Below are 14,900 nucleotides of genomic sequence, written 5' to 3' on the forward strand. Positions count from 1 at the left end.
GGTTCGGAGGGCGCCCCCACTCACGTAAGGACCGGTCGGACTAGTCGGAAGCCTTGGCCAGCTTCAGCGCGTAGTCCGCCCACCACTCGCCCGCCTTCGGGCCGCCCTTGCACTCGCCGTCCGACTCTCCCGGGCGCTTGACCCAGACGTAGGCGTCCACCAGGGGGTCCGCCGTCTTGGTCGTCGGGGTCTCCCCCAGTGCCCGGCCGGGCGGGTTGCACCAGCGTTCGTCGGGGTTGCCGCCCGTGTAGGGGCCGTTGCCGTTGCGGCTGGTGTCGATGACGAAGGGCTTGTTGCCCACCTTCGAGGAGAGCTCCTTGCCGTAGGCGATGGAGTCCTCGGTGGAGTAGAAGTTGGAGACGTTGACGGAGAAGCCGTCGGCCTGGCCGATGCCGGCGCGCTGGAGGGGTTCGAAGATCTGGTCCGGCTTGCCCCAGCCGGCGTTGCCCGCGTCGATGTAGACCTTGGTGTTCTTCTGGGACGTGAGCTTGCCGACCGCCTCGTTGAGCAGGGCGTAGCGCTCCTCGTGGAACTCCTCCGGTGTGCAGTTGTCCACCATGTGCAGCACCGCGTCCGGTTCCAGGATCACCGTCGCGGGGCGGTCGCCGATGCCCTTGACGACGCTGTCGACGAACGCCCGGTACGCGTCGCCGTCGGCGGCGCCGCCTCCCGAGAACTGGCCGCAGTCCCGGTGCGGGATGTTGTAGAGGACGAGCAGCGCGTCCCGGTCCGCCTTCTCGGCGGCCTCGGTGTAGCCGCGGGCCTGCTCCTCGGGGTTCTCCGGGACGATCCACTCGGCGGCCGGCTGCTCGGCCAGCTTGCGGATCTGCTCGGCCTCAGCCTTCTTGCCCGCCTTCTCGTAGTCCTTCACCTGCTGCGCCGCGCTGCCGTCCGGGTTGACCCAGAACGGGCTTGTCCCCTTGGGCTGTTGGGTGATCGAGGCACCGGCGTTGTCGTTCTCCTTGTCCCCTCCGTCGTCCGAGGAACAGCCTGCCACCAGCAGTGCCGCCCCCAGCACCACCGCGGCAGTCCGCGTTCCGGCCCCCCTGCTGACGTACATCCACTCCCCCTTGGGTGCACCGTTCCAAGTCTCAATCCTGACACACCAGACACGTGGCCCACGAGGCCGCCCGAACCTTGTCCAAGAGCTGTTACAGCGCCGATGGTCGGGGTAGGCGCGCGCCCGTCCAGGGGGGCACGTCCACCTCTGCAGAGGAGTGCTCGCATATGCGGTACACCACCAGGGGGATCCGGCTCGCGGCAGCACTGGTGGAGGCCGCGGACACCCTCACCGACGGCTTCGAGACCACGCCCCATTTACAACGGATGTCCGACCACTGCGTCGAGCTGCTCTCCGCGCGGACGGCCGGGGTCATGCTCATCGACGGCGGCGAGGCGGTGTCGCTGGCCGGCAGCAACCGGCACCAGGAGGTGGCGCTCGACCTGCTGGAGGCGCAGTACGGCGGCGGGCATGCGCCGGCACGCCAGGCGGCGCCGGCTGTCGCTGGACCGGGTCGCGGGCGCGGTCATCGAAGGGCTCGCGGACGACGCCGGACTGCGCCGGGAGGTGGAGGGGCCGCTCGACGGACCGTCGTAGAAACCGCGTACCCTTCGCGTCGCACCAGGCATCACCAGCATGGATCACGCAGAGCCACCGGCCGGGACTTGGCGTCACACGGCCTCTGGGCCCCGGCGCACATCCGTTCTAGAGTCTTCTCATACGGCCCCGGCCCCCGGCCACGCGTTCACTTGCTCCGTGGCTTCCAAGCCTCCCGCGCCGGCGCCGGGTTACTCCCGCAACCCGTGCGCGCGCGGTCGAGGACCAGCCCGGTCGGCGGCTTCGGGGGGAGCGGGTCGCCGACCGGGCCGGGTGCGACTGACTTCTGTTCAGGCCCGCCTGCGCCTCACGAAGAGGACCAGCGCGCCGCCGAGCAGCAGTGCGGCCGGCGCCCGTCGCGGCGGCCACGGGCAGGATGCCGCTGCCGCCGGTGCCGGCGAGGGAGCCGGTGTCGTCGGCGGCGGAACCGGTGTGGGTCCGGGGTGGGTGCGGGCGTCCCCGGGCACTGAACTCGCTCGGACGGGGCACGCAGATGTACTCCGGTGCGCCTGGGGTCTTCTCAGGTCTTCTCAGGTCTTCTCAGGTCTTCTCAGGTCTTCTCACGGGTGCCGGATCTAAAGTCCCGCGCCCGTGAGATAGGCCGAGACGATCACGTTCGCCGTGTAGCTGCGGCTCGCCCGGTCGAAGTTGCCGCCGCAGGTGATCAGCCGCAGCTCGGCCCGTCCGGTCTGGCGGGGGCCGTACGCCTGCTGGGCGTCGAAGCGGTCGCGGGTGACGACCTGGACGTCGTCCACGGTGAACTCGGCGACCTTGCCGTCGTCGCGGATCACCCGGACCGTCTCGCCGGGCTTGAGGGAGCTGAGCTTGTAGAAGACGGCGGGCCGGGTCTCGGTGTCGACGTGCCCCACCATCAGCGCGGTCCCGGCCGCCCCCGGCTTCACGCCTCCCGCGTACCAGCCGACGACCCCGGACTGCTCGAACGGGGGCGGGTCGATCGCCCCCGCCCCGTCGAGCCCTCGCGCCACCACCGGCGCCTGCACGTCGAGGAAGGGGATGTCGACGCGCTGTGGCAGGGCCGCGCCGAGCGGCCGGTGTGCGGGCGGGAGTTCGACCTCCGGCGGCCGCCCGACCGCCGCCATGTCGCCCGTGGTGGGCGCGGATGTCCCGTGCCGTACGTCGGTCACCTCGCGCCCCCACAGCCACAGCCCGAGCAGCAGCACCGCCCAGGCAATGCCGGTGATCAGACGTCCGGTGCCGGAGGAACGTTCGTGGTCGGACATGGCGGGTCAGCCCGTCCCGCGGCTCCGGCGGGCACTCCGGAGCACGACGGCCACCGCGGCGGCCGCGGCGAGAAGCAGTCCGATCACGGTGTGTCCGGTACCGGGACCGGTGGCACGGGCGTCCTCGTCGGCTTCCGCGCCGGTTTCGACCGCGGCGAGGTGCGCGGTACCACCGCCGCCGGCCTGCACGGGGGCGACCGGGGACGCGTGGGTGGTGGGCTGATGGGTCGGCTGGTCCGGCCGCGGTGACTTCTCCACGACGGTCAGGCGGGCCTTGCGGTCGGCGCCGCCGCAGGTGACCGTCACGTCGTACGCGCCCGCCTGGAGCGAGGTGCGGATACGCGTCTCGCCGACGAGTGTGCCGTCGGCGCCGGTAAGCCGGACCTCCGCGACGAAGGCCGCGGAGACCGCCGTGGCGGTCCGGGCCGTGCAGCCGGAGACGCGCAGCGCGATGTCGGTGCCGGGGACGGGGGACGAGGGGGTCACCGCGATGCCACCGCCTCCGTCCTCCGCGTACGCCGCCGGGGTGAGGGCGGCGGTGGCGAGCATCAGGCCGGTACAGAGAGTGAGACGTAGGGAACGCATCGTGAACCTCCAGATACCTGGAGCCTCCCCCGGCGGCCGGGGCCCCGCATCCTCAGCGGGGCCCGCACTGCTCCGAACGGGGGACGTTCCGCCGCTCCGAACGGGGCACGTTCCGCCCCTGTCGGGTTTCAGACCCGGTCGACGAGGTCCGCGATCGAGTCCACGACCTTCGACGGCCGGTACGGGAAGTTCTCCACCTGCTCGGGCCGGGTCAGGCCGGTGAGCACCAGGTACGTCTGCATTCCGGCCTCCATGCCCGCCAGGACGTCGGTGTCCATCCGGTCGCCGATCATCGCGCTGGTCTCGGAGTGCGCGCCGATCGCGTTGAGCCCGGTCCGCATCATCAGGGGGTTCGGCTTGCCCGCGAAGTACGGCTGCTTGCCGGTCGCCTTGGTGATCAGTGCGGCGACGGCACCGGTGGCCGGGAGCGGGCCCTCGGTGGAGGGGCCCGTCTCGTCGGGGTTGGTGGCGATGAAGCGGGCGCCGCCCTCGATGAGCCGTACGGCCTTCGTCATGGCCTCGAAGGAGTAGGTCCGCGTCTCCCCGAGGACGACGTAGTCCGGCTCGTGGTCGGTGAGGATGTAGCCGATGTCGTGCAGCGCGGTGGTCAGGCCCGCCTCGCCGATGACGTACGCCGATCCGCCCGGCCGCTGGTCGTCCAGGAACTGGGCGGTGGCCAGCGCCGAGGTCCAGATGGACTCGACCGGCACGTCCAGGCCCATCCGCCGCAGCCTGGCGTGCAGGTCGCGCGGGGTGTAGATCGAGTTGTTGGTGAGGACCAGGAAGGGCTTCCCGGACTCCTTCAGCTTCTTGAGGAAGGCGTCGGCGCCGGGGATCGGTACGCCCTCGTGGATGAGTACACCGTCCATGTCGGTGAGCCACGACTCGATGGGCCTGCGGTCTGCCATGTGCGGGATCTCCTGCCGTACGCATGCCGCATGTACGCGGTGCTGGATGCGCCCCCAGCCTAAACAGTGGCCGGATCTTGGGGAATGGCCAGTTCCCGGTGGGGTGGCGGAGGAGCGGGTCAGCACCGGCTCAGCGGCGTCTGCGGGCCCGCAGCAGGGTGGCGCCGGTGACGATCAGCAGGGTGGTGCCCACGAGGGCGACGACCACGGGGCGGCCGGTGCGGGCGAGTTCGTAGGCATGGTCGGGACGGTCGGCCCTGTCGTCTTCATCGGCTTCGCCGGTGCCGGGGTCGGTGGCTGCGGCGCTCGGGCTGCGCTCCCGCTCCTCGCTCGGTTCGCTGTCGATGCCGAAGCGGTAGTCGTTGGACTGGCCGATCCACTCGCCGTCGTCGTCGTGGCGTTGTACGACGGCCGCGTTGGCGGTGACCTCGTTCGGTACGGCGTCCGAGGTGACCGCGAGCCGGACCTTCACGGTGAGGGTCCGGCCCGGGCCGACGGTGAAGCCGGGGAAGCCGGCCCGCTCGTCGGCGAAGACACCCACGAGTTCGTCGGCGTCGGTGCGCTCGAAGCGGATGGGGTGCGGGCGGGTGCCGCCCCGCGCTGTGCCGTCGTAGAACTCCAGGCGCGGCTGCGACGGTTGGAGCGCCCGCTCGTCGTCGGCGAGGACGACAACGGGGTGGATGTTCGCGCAGATCCGGCGGGTGGTGTTGGTCAGGTCCAGATACCAGGTGCCGTAACCACCCCCGGCCTCATAGGACTCGGGCCCGCCATGAATCCGCGTGGTCACCGGAAAGGCCCGGTCGCCGGGCGCGACACAGGAGGCACCGGAGTCGGCGTACGCCGACGCGGGGAGGAAGGCGACGGCGGCTGCGAGACAGAGGGACACGGGCACGGGCATAGGCAGTCGCATGAACACATGACCATGCCGGGCGGGGGCGAGGTGGCGGCGATGCCATGCCGGGCGGGGCGGGGGTGACGGGTGGATTCCGCCCGTTTGGCGGGTGGGGGTGGCCGGTGGATTCCGCCGGCGGGGTGGGGGTGGGGCTGCGCGGCGCCGGTCGCCGGGGCAGCCCGCGCCGTCAATCCGCGGGCGGTCGACGCCGGCAACCTCGCCGGCAGTCGACGCCGTCATCCGCGGGCAGTCGTGCCGCTGGGGCGACTCCCGACCCAAAGAGGCGCGGCACCCCGTCAGCGCCGGGCTGCGCGACCCACCCCCGGTCAGCCACAGCCGACCTGCACGCACCACACGGGCCGGCTATCCGTCGCCCCGCCCGAACAGCGGCGCCAGCAGCAGCTGGGCCGCCCCTTCCGCCACTCCGCCGGAGGCGACCCGTACCGGTACCGCCCCCTCACCCCGGGCGCGGGCGTCGAGAACGGCCGCGACCCCTCGTACGAAAGCGTCCGGCGCCCCGGCGACCGTACGGCCGCCCAGCAGGACGAGGTCGATGTCCAGCAGGCCGACGAGGTTCGCGGCGCCCTCCCCCAGTACCCGCGCCGCCTCCTCGATCTCGCCGCGCGCCACCGCACCCAGACACAGGGTCTCCACGCAGCCCCGGTTCCCGCACTCACAGCGCGGCCCGTCCAGCTGGATGACCTGGTGGCCGAACTCGCCCGCACCGGTCCGGGCCCCTCGATGCACGGCACCGCCGATCACGAGCCCGGCACCGAGCCCCGTACCGAGGTAGAGGTAGGCGAAGGACCCGCCCGCGCCGCCCTCTCCCGCCACCGCCAGTCCGAGCGCCGCCGCGTTGGTGTCCTTGTCGACGACGACCGGCACCCCGAGCCGCCGCACCAGCGCGTCCCGCAGCGGAAAGCCGTCCCACTCCGGAAACCCGGTGACCCGATGCAGCATGCCCCGGGCGTGATCAAGGGGCCCTGGGAGAGCTATGCCGACACCGAGAAGGGAGCCGATGTCGGAGAGGGACGCCCTAACCGTGGAATCCGGAACAGGCGGGACAGGCAGGACAGGCGGAGCAGGCGGAACAGGCGACGCAGTCGGCCCCGCCGCCCCCAGCCCCTCCCCCGCCAACCCCTCGACCACCCGAGCCACCGCCCCCACCACGGCCTCCGCCCCCGCACCAAGGTCCAGCGGCGCCCGGCGTTCCCCGACCACAGCCCCGTTCAGGTCGACCAGCACCGCACACAGCTCGTCCCGGTCCAGATGGACCCCGACCGCATGCCCCGCCCCCGGCACCAGCCGCAGCACCGTCCGCGGCTTGCCGCCCGTCGACGCGCGGTGCCCGGCCTCCGCCGCCAGCCCCTCCTCCCGCAGCCGGGCGGTGATCTTGCTGACGGCCTGCGGGGTCAGCCCCGTCCGTTCGGCGAGTTCGAGGCGGCTGATGCCCTCCGTGCCGGCCGTGCGCAGCAGGTCGAGCACCAGTGCGGTGTTGTGGCTGCGCAGAGCGCGCAGGTTCACCCCCGCCGGGCCACCGACCACCCCCGCGCCCTCGCCCGCCCCCGCATCGCCGCTACCGCCCTTCGCCCTGTTCACGCCCCCATTCTCCCCGGCGCTTGCACTTTGGCAACAGCGTTGCGAAAGTGGAGGCCATGACTGGACGCAAGACTGCTGGTACTCCCCTCCGCGTGGGCCTCGTCGGCTACGGCCTCGCCGGCTCCGTCTTCCACGCCCCGCTGATCGCCGCCACCGAGGGCCTCATCCTCGACACGGTGGTCACCTCGAACCCCGAGCGCCAGGAGCAGGCCCGCGCCGGGTTCCCGGACGTACGCCTGGCGGCCGCGCCGGAGGAGCTGTTCGACCGGGCCGACGAGCTGGACCTGGTCGTCGTCGCGTCCCCGAACAAGACGCACGTCCCGCTCGCCACCGCCGCCCTGAAGGCGGGCCTGCCCGTGGTCGTGGACAAGCCCGTCGCCGGCACGGCCGCCGAGGCACGCGAGCTGGCGGCCCTCGCCGAGGAACGCGGCCTGCTCCTGTCCGTCTTCCAGAACCGCCGCTGGGACAACGACTTCCTGACCCTGCGCAAGCTCATCGCCGAGGGCGAGCTGGGCGACATCTACCGCTTCGAGTCCCGCTTCGAACGCTGGCGGCCCCAACTGAAGGGCGGCTGGCGGGAGTCTGGCGACCCGGCAGAGATCGGAGGTCTGCTCTACGACCTCGGCAGCCACGTCGTCGACCAGGCGCTCGTCCTCTTCGGCCCCGCCGCCTCCGTGTACACCGAGTCGGACGTCCGCCGCCCGGGCGCGCAGACCGACGACGACACGTTCATCGCGATCACCCACACGAGCGGCGTGCGCTCGCATCTGTACGCCTCCGCGACGACCGCCCAACTCGGCCCCCGCTTCCGGGTGCTGGGCTCCAAGGCGGGCTACGTGAAGTACGGCCTCGACCCGCAGGAGGCGGACCTGAAGGAAGGCCGCCGCCCGGGGCCCGACTGGGGCCTGGAGCCCGAGGAGCTGTGGGGCCGTGTCGGCGCCGGCGACTCCCCCCTGACCGGCGGCGGCCGCCCCGAACCGACCCTCCCCGGCGACTACCCGGCCTACTATGCGGCCGTGGCCAGGGCCCTGGCCGACGGCGGTCCCAACCCGGTGACCGCGCTGGAGGCGGCCGCCGCCCTCGACGTACTGGAGGCGGCGCGCCGTTCGGCCCACGACGGAGTGGCGGTGTCGCTGTGATGAGCAACCAGTCGCACAACAAGTCGAACCAGTCGCACCACCAGGAGATCACCCCGAAGTTCCACCCGGAGCTCACCCCGCCCCTGGAGGAGCTGGAGGCTCAGGAACGCCGGCTGGTCTTCCGCCAGTTCACCCACGACGACGCGTGGGCGCTGGGCTCGCTCCTCGTCGACCTGGCCCGCGAACGCCAGGCCCCCGTCGCCATCGACATCCACCGCGCGGGCCAGCAGCTCTTCCACGCCGCCCTGCCCGGTTCCGCCCCCGACAACGACGCCTGGATCGCCCGCAAGCGCCGGGTCGTGGAGCGCTACGGCTCCGCCTCCTACCTGGTCGGCGCCCGCTGCCGCGCCAAGGGCACGACGTTCGAGGAGTCCTCCCGCCTGGACCCGGACGAGTACGCGGCCCACGGCGGCTCCTTCCCGATCAACGTGGAGGGCGTTGGCGTGATCGGCGCGGTGACGGTGTCCGGGCTGCCGCAGTTGCAGGACCACCGGTTCGTCGTGGAGGCGCTGGAGCAGTTCCTGGAGCAGTGAGGCGTACGGGCGCATTGGCGTGCGGGCGCATTGGCGTGCGGGGAAGATCTCGACGCCCCCTCCGGTTGGCACCGACGTACCGCACACCCACCGACCGGAGGGACCCCCACCCCATGAGTGACGCCTTGAAGGAAACCATCGGACGGTACGGCATCTGGAGTGCCGGCCTGCGCTCGGAGGACCCGGCCCGGCGCGGCGAACTGACCGAGGCGGCCGCCGAGTTGGAGGAACTGGGTTACGGCGCCGTCTGGCTGGGCGGCAACAGCGCCGCCGCCCACGCCGTACCGCTGATCGAGGCGACCTCGACGCTCACCGTCGGCACCAGCATCCAGAGCATCTGGGAGCACGAGCCCGCCGACAGCGCCGCGAGCTTCGCGGAGCTGGAGGCAGCCCACCCCGGCCGCTTCCTCCTCGGCCTCGGCGTCAGCCACGCCAAGCGCGCGGACCAGTACCGCCGCCCCTACTCGGCCCTGGTCGCCTACCTCGACGCACTGGACGCCGCGGGCGAGGCGGCCGTACCCGCGAACCGTCGCCTCCTGGCCGCCCTCGGCCCGAAGAGCCTCGAGCTGGCCCGTGACCGCTCCGCCGGCTCGATCCCGTACCTGGTCACCCCCGAGCACACCGCATACTCCCGCGAGATCCTGGGCGAAGCCCCGCTGCTGGCCCCCGAGTTGGGGGTGGTCCTGGAGTCGGACCCGGCTCGCGCCCGCGCGCTGGCCCGCGGGTTCCTCGCCATGTACCTCACGCTGCCGAACTACACCAACAACTTCCTGCGCCACGGCTTCACGGAGGACGACCTCGCAGACGACGGCAGCGACCGCCTGATCGACGCCCTGTTCGCCTGGGGCGACGAGACGACGATCCGCACCCGCATCGACGCGTTCTTCGAGGCGGGCGCGGACCATGTGGCACTACAGGTGGTGAACGGCGAGCCGAGGGATGCCCTGCCGCGCAAGGCATGGCAGAGCCTGGCTTCCCTACTGGCGTGAGCTGACCGACTTCTCAGGGGCGCGGGGCTGTGACATATGCGGCTCCGCCGCGTGGGCGCGACCAGCCACGGACGGCCCGCAGCCGCCGAACAACCGCAGTCCCCGGCCCTCCCAGCGGAGCGTTTACGCGTCCTTGAACTCCTGCCGCTGCCGACCGAGCCCTTCGATCTCCAGCTCCACCACATCCCCGGCACGGAGGAACGGCTTCGGCTCGGGCGCCCCGAGTGCGACCCCCGCCGGCGTCCCCGTGTTGATCACGTCACCGGGATACAAGGTCATGAACTGGCTGACGTACCGCACGACTTCTCCCACGGGGAAGATCTGCTCGGCGGTCGTACCGTCCTGCTTCAGCTCCCCGTTCACCCACAGCTTCAGCGACAGATCCTGCGGATCCGGCACCTCGTCCGCCGTCACCAGCCACGGCCCCAGCGGGTTGAAGGTCTCGCAGTTCTTCCCCTTGTCCCAGGTCCCGCCCCGCTCGATCTGGAACTCCCGCTCGGACACGTCGTGCGCGACGGCGTACCCGGCGACACACCCCAGCGCCTCCTCCACGGACTCCGCATACCGAGCCGTACGCCCGATGACGACCGCCAGTTCGACCTCCCAGTCGGTCTTCACCGACCCGCGAGGGACCAGCACCGTGTCGTAGGGCCCGACCACCGTGTCCGCGGCCTTGAAGAAGATGACCGGCTCGGCGGGCGGCTCGGCCCCGGTCTCGCGGGCGTGGTCGTGGTAGTTCAGCCCGATGCACACGATCTTGCCGATCCGTGCGAGCGGCGGTCCGACCCGCAGCCCGGTGGCGTCCAGTGCGGGCAGCGAACCCGCGTCGACGGCGGCACGGATCCGGCCGAGCGCCGCGTCGTCGGCGAGCAGCGGTCCGTCGATGTCGGGTACCACGCCGGACAGGTCCCGCAGGGTGCCCTCGGCGTCGAGCAGCGCGGGCCGCTCCGATCCCGCCGTACCGACTCGCAGCAGCTTCATGATCACAATCTCCCTCGATCGCGGGGTCGTCGTCCGACGGGTGCAGCCATCGGATGACTGGTCGATCGTCCAAGGTCGGCGTCCAGTCCGCAATACCCGGTTCACGGACTGGACCGTCACCACCTCGGTCCCCTGCTGGTCAGCGGTACAGCACCGCCCGCTCCACCGCACTCCACGTCGTACTGGTCACCACGTACAGCGCGGCGGCGAGCGGCACCACCGCCACGGTGACGAGTGTGAAGAAGGACATGAACGGCATGACCTTGGTCATCGCACCCATCCCGGGCACCGGCTGGTCCCCGTTCCCCACCGGCATCGCCGGATTCGCGGCCATCATCCGCTTCGTACGGCGAAAATTGAACACGGCCACCACGGCGACGAACACGAACAGCCCGACGTACACGAGCCCGGGAGCCCCGAACATCCCGCCGTCGCCGAGCGCGTCGGCCCAGCGCTCGCCGAGGGGCGCGGCGAACAGCTGGTGGGAGAGGAGCTCGTTGGCCTGTCCGCCGATCTGCGTGTTGGAGAACGTGTGGTAGAGCAGGAAGAACGCGGGCAGCTGGAACAGGCTCGGCATACAGCCCGACAGCGGCGACACCTTCTCCTCGGCGTGCAGCTCCATCACGGCCTTCTGAAGCTTCTGGGGGTCCTTCCCGTGCTTCTTCTTCAGCTCCGCGACCTTCGGCTGGAGCGCGGCCCGGGCCTTCTGTCCGCGCGCGGCGGCCCGGGACAGGGGATGCACGAGGAGTCGTACGAACGCGGTGATCAGGACGATCGCGGCGGCGGCCGCGGTGGCTCCGAACAGCGGCTGGAGCAGGTCGGCGAGGTGCCGGACCAGATCGGCGAAAACGGACATGGGTGAGCCCTCCGAGGGTCTCGTCGTGCCGGGGTGAGGAGTGAGTCGGCATGACGACCCGCGCGGGGTCGGACTCGTAAGAGGTGCCCTACGGCCTTACTGGCCTACGGCCTTACTGCCCTACGGCCTTACTGCCCTGCTGCCTTACGGCAGGCCCCACGCGACGGTCGCCGGGAGGGCGTGTCCCGGCGCTCGGGGGCGGGTGCGTCCCCTGGCGTCGGGGTCGCGTTGGGGCAGGAACGCCGTACGGAGGTCACGGTCGCGGATGGCCGTACGCACCCTGGTGGGCGGGACGGCGAGCGCGGAGCGCGAGGCGACGAGCGAGCAGACGGCGAACGCGGAGCCGGCCGCGGCGGTCGCGGCGAGCGCGACGGTGGCGGAGAGGCTGCCGGCGTCGAGCAGCACGACGTCGAGGAAGAGGATCAGCAGGAGGGCGGCGGGGCGAAGCTTCGACACCGTACGGATCACGCTCGGCCCTCCCCTCTCACGTCTGCATCTCACGTCTGCTGGCTCTACTCGTCCTGCCCTTGGTTATACCTGATCGACTGGTTATACCTGATCGACCAGGACAGGCTGCAACAGCCGCCTGGGCTTCAGCAGCGCCCGGCTGACCGGATCCGCCGGGTCCGGATCGAGTCCGGGGCCCGGCTCCATGAGGACGTCCTCGACCGGTACGACGGTCGCGCAGGCGGGGCATTCGCCGTACGGGCCGAGTTCCGTGCCGCAGTCCGCGTGCCGGAAGTAGCGCAGCTGGGCCGCGGAGAAGTGCTCGCGACCCCACAGGCCGAGCGAGCGCACGGTGGGCCACAGCGCGATGGCGCGGGCGGTGACGACGTACTCGTCGCGCGGCGGCGACTCCTGATAGCGGCGCTTCTCCAGGATCCCCGCGGCGGTGAGTGTGTGGAGGCGGTCGGCCAGGACGGCGCGCGGGATGCCGAGGTGGACGAGGAAGTCCTTGTAGCGGCGGACGCCGTAGAGCGCGTCGCGGATCACCAGGAGCGTCCACCGCTCGCCGACGATCTCGAGCGCGCGGGCGATCGAGCACTCCTGTGTCACGTAGTCCTTGCCCAGTGCCATGGCGTCCACTGTAACCACTTTGCGAGGGGTTGGTTCAATGAACGAACCGATGCTGCTACGGTACGTCGCATGGCCAGGTTCAGTGAACGAACCCTCGTCGACATCGAGGCTCCCCGCACCGCACCCGAACCGGAGGTGCCCCCACGCCCCGCCGCCACCCTGGCCCTCACCAGCGCCGCCACCGCCGTCGCCCTGATGACGTACACCGCGCCGATGGTCACCCTCCCCGAGACCGCCGCCGCCCTGCACACCCCGCTGTCCGCCCAGGCATGGCTCCTGAACGGCACCCCGCTGGGCCTGGCCGCGCTCCTCCTGGTCGCCGGCACCCTCGCCGACGACTACGGCCGCCGCCGGCTCTTCGTCTCCGGCACCCTCGCCCTCGGCATCACCACCGCCCTCGGCGCCCTCGCCTCCACGACCTGGCTGTTCACCCTGGCCCGGGTCGCCCAGGGCGCGGCCAGCGCGGCCCTCCTCGCGAGCAGCCTCGGCCTGATCGTCCACGCGCACCCGACGCCGACCGCGAGACTCCGGGCCACCGGGGTGTGGGGCGCGTTCGTGAGCGGCGGCATCGCGCTCGGTCCGGTCGTCACCGGGGCGATACCGAACTGGCGGGTGGCATACGGCGTCCTGGGCGCGGCCTCGCTGATCGTGGCGGCCCTGGCGGCCCGCACGCTGACCGAGTCCCGCGCCCCGCGCGGCGGCCGCCCCGACCTCCTCGGCGCGGTGACCTTCGGACTGGCGCTGGTCGCGCTCGTGGCGGCCCTGACCCTGGGCCGGGACGGCTGGCTGCGCGCCCCGGTGGGCCTGTTGCTGCTGGCGGCCGTCCTCCTGCTGGGGCTCTTCGCCGTCGTGGAGCGACGCATCCGTACGCCGATGATCGACCTCGGTCTCTTCCGCAGCCCCCGCTTCCTCGCCTCCTCCCTCGGCGGCCTCTTCACCGGCCTCGCCGTGATCGGCCTGTTCAGCTTCCTGCCGGCGCTGCTGCAACAGACCCTCGGACTGTCCGCGATGGACACGGCATGGCTGTTCCTGCTCTGGTCGGGCCTGTCGTTCGCGGTCGCCCTGCAGGCGCGGCGACTGGCCGGCCGCGTCCCCCATCGCCTGCAACTGGCCCTCGGTTTCGTCCTGCACGCCGCCGGCACCCTCACCATGCTCGGCGCCCTCGACGCGGGCTCCTGGCCCCGCCTGCTGCCCGGCCTCGTGATCGCCGGAGTGGGCAGCGGCCTGCTGAACGCCGCGCTGCCGCTGCTCGCCGTGGAGTCGGTGCCGGCCGGGCGGGCGGCGATGGGCTCGGGAGCACAGCAGACGTTCCGCTACATCGGCTCCTGCGCCGGAGTCGCCCTCACCATCGCCCTCGCGACGTCGACGGGCGGCGGCGGGATCGCCGGGCTGGCGCACGGGGCCGACATCGCGATGGTGGTGTCGGCGGGGCTGGCGCTGGTGGCGGCGGTGGGTGTGGGGGTGGCCCGGGAGCGGGCGTGAGTCCTTCCTGGTGCCCCGGCCCAGCGGTTGCCTGGCGGTGGCCCAGCAGTGGTCCAGCAATGGTCTGGCAATGGCCTAGCGGGGCCGCATGGAGATGAGCTTGCCCCAGACCACCAGCCGGTACTTGGAGGTGTACTCCGGGGTGCAGGTGGTGAGCGTGAGGTAGTACCCGGGGTCGCTGTAGCCGTAGGCGGGACGGACGGCGGAGCGCGGGACGGGCCGGATCACGCCGCCGTCACCGGCCGAGGTCTGCGGAAGCGTGGCGTCGACGGCGTACGTGTAGACCGCGCTCCGGGTCTCGACCTCGACGGTGTCCTTCGGCCGGAGCCGGTTGATGTACCGGAAGGGCTCGCCGTGCGTGTTGCGGTGCCCGGCGAGCGCGAAGTTCCCGGCCTGGCCGGGCTGTTGGGTGCCGGCGTAGTGGCCGACGTACCCCTTGTTGAGGACCCCGCCCTTGCTCGTCCCTTCGGCGACGGGGACGCGGAGGTCGAGGCGGGGGATGGTGAGGATGGCGTAGGCGCGGGACCAGTCGGGGCGGGGGGAGCCGGAGCGGGGGGAGTCGGCGCCTGCGGGCCTCTCCGGCGAGGCGGCCGGGTCGGTCGTACGGGGCTCGATGGCCGTAGGCTCCGTGGCCGTGGGTGACGGGGCGGGCTCGGCGTCGCCCTCGGCGCCGCTGACGTCCCACTCCCGCTCCAGCGCCCGCACCTCCCGCTCGGCCCCCTCCCTGGCCTCCCGGTTGGTCCACCACACCTGATGGACGACGAACAGCAGAAGCACGACCCCGACGGTGACGAGGGTTTCCCCGCCGGTCCACACCAGGCGCCGGACCAGGGCGCGGCGCCGCCGGGTGCCGTGCCGTACGACGGGAACGCGCATCGGTGCACCGCCTCCTCCCCCGGGCCGCCCGCACCGGCCGCCCGCACGATAGGGGCCGAGGCCGCAAGTAGCCAGAGCCCCGTCCACGTCTCCGGACCTCCAGGTCGCTTGTGACGGCGGCCTGTTCGGCACCTCGCACAGTTAC

At 72.1% G+C, this 14,900-nt stretch carries 17 protein-coding genes; 5 read left to right on the forward strand and 12 right to left on the reverse strand.

Annotation, left to right across the window (positions count from 1 at the left end; genetic code table 11):
* Positions 1-40 precede the first annotated feature (40 nt).
* On the reverse strand, positions 41-1,060 hold the full coding sequence (locus tag QFZ76_RS20400; protein WP_307675089.1) for a glycoside hydrolase family 6 protein: 1,020 nt from the start codon (positions 1,058-1,060) through the stop codon (positions 41-43).
* Positions 1,061-1,317: 257 nt separating this feature from the next.
* Positions 1,318-1,473 carry a hypothetical protein gene (locus tag QFZ76_RS20405; protein ID WP_307675090.1) on the reverse strand — a complete coding sequence of 52 codons (156 nt, stop codon included), beginning with the start codon at positions 1,471-1,473 and terminating at the stop codon, positions 1,318-1,320.
* On the opposite strand from QFZ76_RS20405, the gene QFZ76_RS20410 reads away from it, so the two are divergent.
* Complete coding sequence (locus tag QFZ76_RS20410) at positions 1,472-1,597, forward strand: hypothetical protein (protein ID WP_307675091.1); 126 nt, start codon at positions 1,472-1,474, stop codon at positions 1,595-1,597. The genes QFZ76_RS20405 and QFZ76_RS20410 overlap by 2 nt on opposite strands.
* Positions 1,598-2,172: 575 nt before the next feature.
* Here QFZ76_RS20410 and QFZ76_RS20415 read toward each other — a convergent pair.
* The 5 genes from QFZ76_RS20415 to QFZ76_RS20435 all read right to left on the reverse strand — a co-directional run bounded on the left by QFZ76_RS20415 (position 2,173) and on the right by QFZ76_RS20435 (position 6,822).
* The gene (locus QFZ76_RS20415; RefSeq protein WP_307675092.1) at positions 2,173-2,838 is read right to left on the reverse strand and encodes a class F sortase; all 666 of its coding nucleotides are present in this window, start codon (positions 2,836-2,838) and stop codon (positions 2,173-2,175) included.
* A 6-nt stretch (positions 2,839-2,844) separates the two neighbouring features.
* Entirely contained in the window at positions 2,845-3,423 is a 579-nt protein-coding gene (locus QFZ76_RS20420) for a hypothetical protein (RefSeq protein ID WP_307675093.1), read from the reverse strand.
* A 128-nt stretch (positions 3,424-3,551) separates the two neighbouring features.
* Positions 3,552-4,331 carry an HAD-IIA family hydrolase gene (locus QFZ76_RS20425; protein WP_266439107.1) on the reverse strand — a complete coding sequence of 260 codons (780 nt, stop codon included), beginning with the start codon at positions 4,329-4,331 and terminating at the stop codon, positions 3,552-3,554.
* 130 nt (positions 4,332-4,461) lie between these two features.
* Positions 4,462-5,241 carry a hypothetical protein gene (locus QFZ76_RS20430; RefSeq protein ID WP_307675094.1) on the reverse strand — a complete coding sequence of 260 codons (780 nt, stop codon included), beginning with the start codon at positions 5,239-5,241 and terminating at the stop codon, positions 4,462-4,464.
* Between the two features lie 345 nt (positions 5,242-5,586).
* Positions 5,587-6,822, reverse strand: a complete 1,236-nt coding sequence (locus QFZ76_RS20435) for an ROK family protein (protein ID WP_373464327.1) — start codon at positions 6,820-6,822, stop codon at positions 5,587-5,589.
* A gap of 56 nt (positions 6,823-6,878) precedes the next feature.
* On the opposite strand from QFZ76_RS20435, the gene QFZ76_RS20440 reads away from it, so the two are divergent.
* The 3 genes from QFZ76_RS20440 to QFZ76_RS20450 all read left to right on the forward strand — a co-directional run bounded on the left by QFZ76_RS20440 (position 6,879) and on the right by QFZ76_RS20450 (position 9,483).
* Entirely contained in the window at positions 6,879-7,961 is a 1,083-nt protein-coding gene (locus QFZ76_RS20440; protein WP_307675095.1) for a Gfo/Idh/MocA family oxidoreductase, read from the forward strand.
* On the forward strand, positions 7,961-8,494 hold the full coding sequence (locus QFZ76_RS20445) for a heme-degrading domain-containing protein (RefSeq protein ID WP_307675096.1): 534 nt from the start codon (positions 7,961-7,963) through the stop codon (positions 8,492-8,494). The genes QFZ76_RS20440 and QFZ76_RS20445 overlap by 1 nt, the downstream gene beginning before the upstream one ends.
* 113 nt (positions 8,495-8,607) lie before the next feature.
* On the forward strand, positions 8,608-9,483 hold the full coding sequence (locus tag QFZ76_RS20450) for an LLM class F420-dependent oxidoreductase (protein WP_307675097.1): 876 nt from the start codon (positions 8,608-8,610) through the stop codon (positions 9,481-9,483).
* A gap of 123 nt (positions 9,484-9,606) precedes the next feature.
* Here QFZ76_RS20450 and QFZ76_RS20455 read toward each other — a convergent pair whose 3' ends face one another.
* From QFZ76_RS20455 to QFZ76_RS20470, 4 genes are all read right to left on the reverse strand, one after another.
* On the reverse strand, positions 9,607-10,464 hold the full coding sequence (locus QFZ76_RS20455; protein WP_307675098.1) for a fumarylacetoacetate hydrolase family protein: 858 nt from the start codon (positions 10,462-10,464) through the stop codon (positions 9,607-9,609).
* Between the two features lie 139 nt (positions 10,465-10,603).
* Entirely contained in the window at positions 10,604-11,320 is a 717-nt protein-coding gene (locus QFZ76_RS20460; RefSeq protein WP_307675099.1) for a YidC/Oxa1 family membrane protein insertase, read from the reverse strand.
* 144 nt (positions 11,321-11,464) lie between these two features.
* Positions 11,465-11,788 (reverse strand): DUF6412 domain-containing protein, encoded by a 324-nt coding sequence (locus tag QFZ76_RS20465; protein ID WP_307675100.1) that lies wholly within the window; start codon positions 11,786-11,788, stop codon positions 11,465-11,467.
* Between the two features lie 81 nt (positions 11,789-11,869).
* Positions 11,870-12,397 (reverse strand): helix-turn-helix domain-containing protein, encoded by a 528-nt coding sequence (locus QFZ76_RS20470; protein WP_307675101.1) that lies wholly within the window; start codon positions 12,395-12,397, stop codon positions 11,870-11,872.
* 69 nt (positions 12,398-12,466) lie between these two features.
* Here QFZ76_RS20470 and QFZ76_RS20475 point away from each other — a divergent pair, with 69 nt between their 5' ends.
* Positions 12,467-13,879: an MFS transporter gene (locus tag QFZ76_RS20475; RefSeq protein ID WP_307675102.1), complete on the forward strand. Its 1,413-nt coding sequence runs from the start codon at positions 12,467-12,469 to the stop codon at positions 13,877-13,879.
* 75 nt (positions 13,880-13,954) lie between these two features.
* Here the strand turns inward: QFZ76_RS20475 and QFZ76_RS20480 are convergent, their stop codons facing one another.
* On the reverse strand, positions 13,955-14,755 hold the full coding sequence (locus QFZ76_RS20480) for a class E sortase (protein WP_307675103.1): 801 nt from the start codon (positions 14,753-14,755) through the stop codon (positions 13,955-13,957).
* Positions 14,756-14,900: the final 145 nt, after the last annotated feature.

The organism is Streptomyces sp. V4I2 (genome assembly GCF_030817655.1).
GTDB lineage: Bacteria > Actinomycetota > Actinomycetes > Streptomycetales > Streptomycetaceae > Streptomyces > Streptomyces plumbiresistens.

What these genes read in the sequence shown, in the direction of transcription:
- QFZ76_RS20400 (WP_307675089.1), bottom strand. Translation starts at nt 1,060, where the DNA reads ATGTACGTCAGCAGGGGGGCCGGAACGCGGACTGCCGCGGTGGTGCTG.
- QFZ76_RS20410 (WP_307675091.1), top strand. Translation starts at nt 1,472, where the DNA reads ATGCGCCGGCACGCCAGGCGGCGCCGGCTGTCGCTGGACCGGGTCGCG.
- QFZ76_RS20405 (WP_307675090.1), bottom strand. Translation starts at nt 1,473, where the DNA reads ATGCCCGCCGCCGTACTGCGCCTCCAGCAGGTCGAGCGCCACCTCCTG.
- QFZ76_RS20415 (WP_307675092.1), bottom strand. Translation starts at nt 2,838, where the DNA reads ATGTCCGACCACGAACGTTCCTCCGGCACCGGACGTCTGATCACCGGC.
- QFZ76_RS20420 (WP_307675093.1), bottom strand. Translation starts at nt 3,423, where the DNA reads ATGCGTTCCCTACGTCTCACTCTCTGTACCGGCCTGATGCTCGCCACC.
- QFZ76_RS20425 (WP_266439107.1), bottom strand. Translation starts at nt 4,331, where the DNA reads ATGGCAGACCGCAGGCCCATCGAGTCGTGGCTCACCGACATGGACGGT.
- QFZ76_RS20430 (WP_307675094.1), bottom strand. Translation starts at nt 5,241, where the DNA reads ATGCGACTGCCTATGCCCGTGCCCGTGTCCCTCTGTCTCGCAGCCGCC.
- QFZ76_RS20440 (WP_307675095.1), top strand. Translation starts at nt 6,879, where the DNA reads ATGACTGGACGCAAGACTGCTGGTACTCCCCTCCGCGTGGGCCTCGTC.
- QFZ76_RS20445 (WP_307675096.1), top strand. Translation starts at nt 7,961, where the DNA reads ATGAGCAACCAGTCGCACAACAAGTCGAACCAGTCGCACCACCAGGAG.
- QFZ76_RS20450 (WP_307675097.1), top strand. Translation starts at nt 8,608, where the DNA reads ATGAGTGACGCCTTGAAGGAAACCATCGGACGGTACGGCATCTGGAGT.
- QFZ76_RS20455 (WP_307675098.1), bottom strand. Translation starts at nt 10,464, where the DNA reads ATGAAGCTGCTGCGAGTCGGTACGGCGGGATCGGAGCGGCCCGCGCTG.
- QFZ76_RS20460 (WP_307675099.1), bottom strand. Translation starts at nt 11,320, where the DNA reads ATGTCCGTTTTCGCCGATCTGGTCCGGCACCTCGCCGACCTGCTCCAG.
- QFZ76_RS20470 (WP_307675101.1), bottom strand. Translation starts at nt 12,397, where the DNA reads ATGGCACTGGGCAAGGACTACGTGACACAGGAGTGCTCGATCGCCCGC.
- QFZ76_RS20475 (WP_307675102.1), top strand. Translation starts at nt 12,467, where the DNA reads ATGGCCAGGTTCAGTGAACGAACCCTCGTCGACATCGAGGCTCCCCGC.
- QFZ76_RS20480 (WP_307675103.1), bottom strand. Translation starts at nt 14,755, where the DNA reads ATGCGCGTTCCCGTCGTACGGCACGGCACCCGGCGGCGCCGCGCCCTG.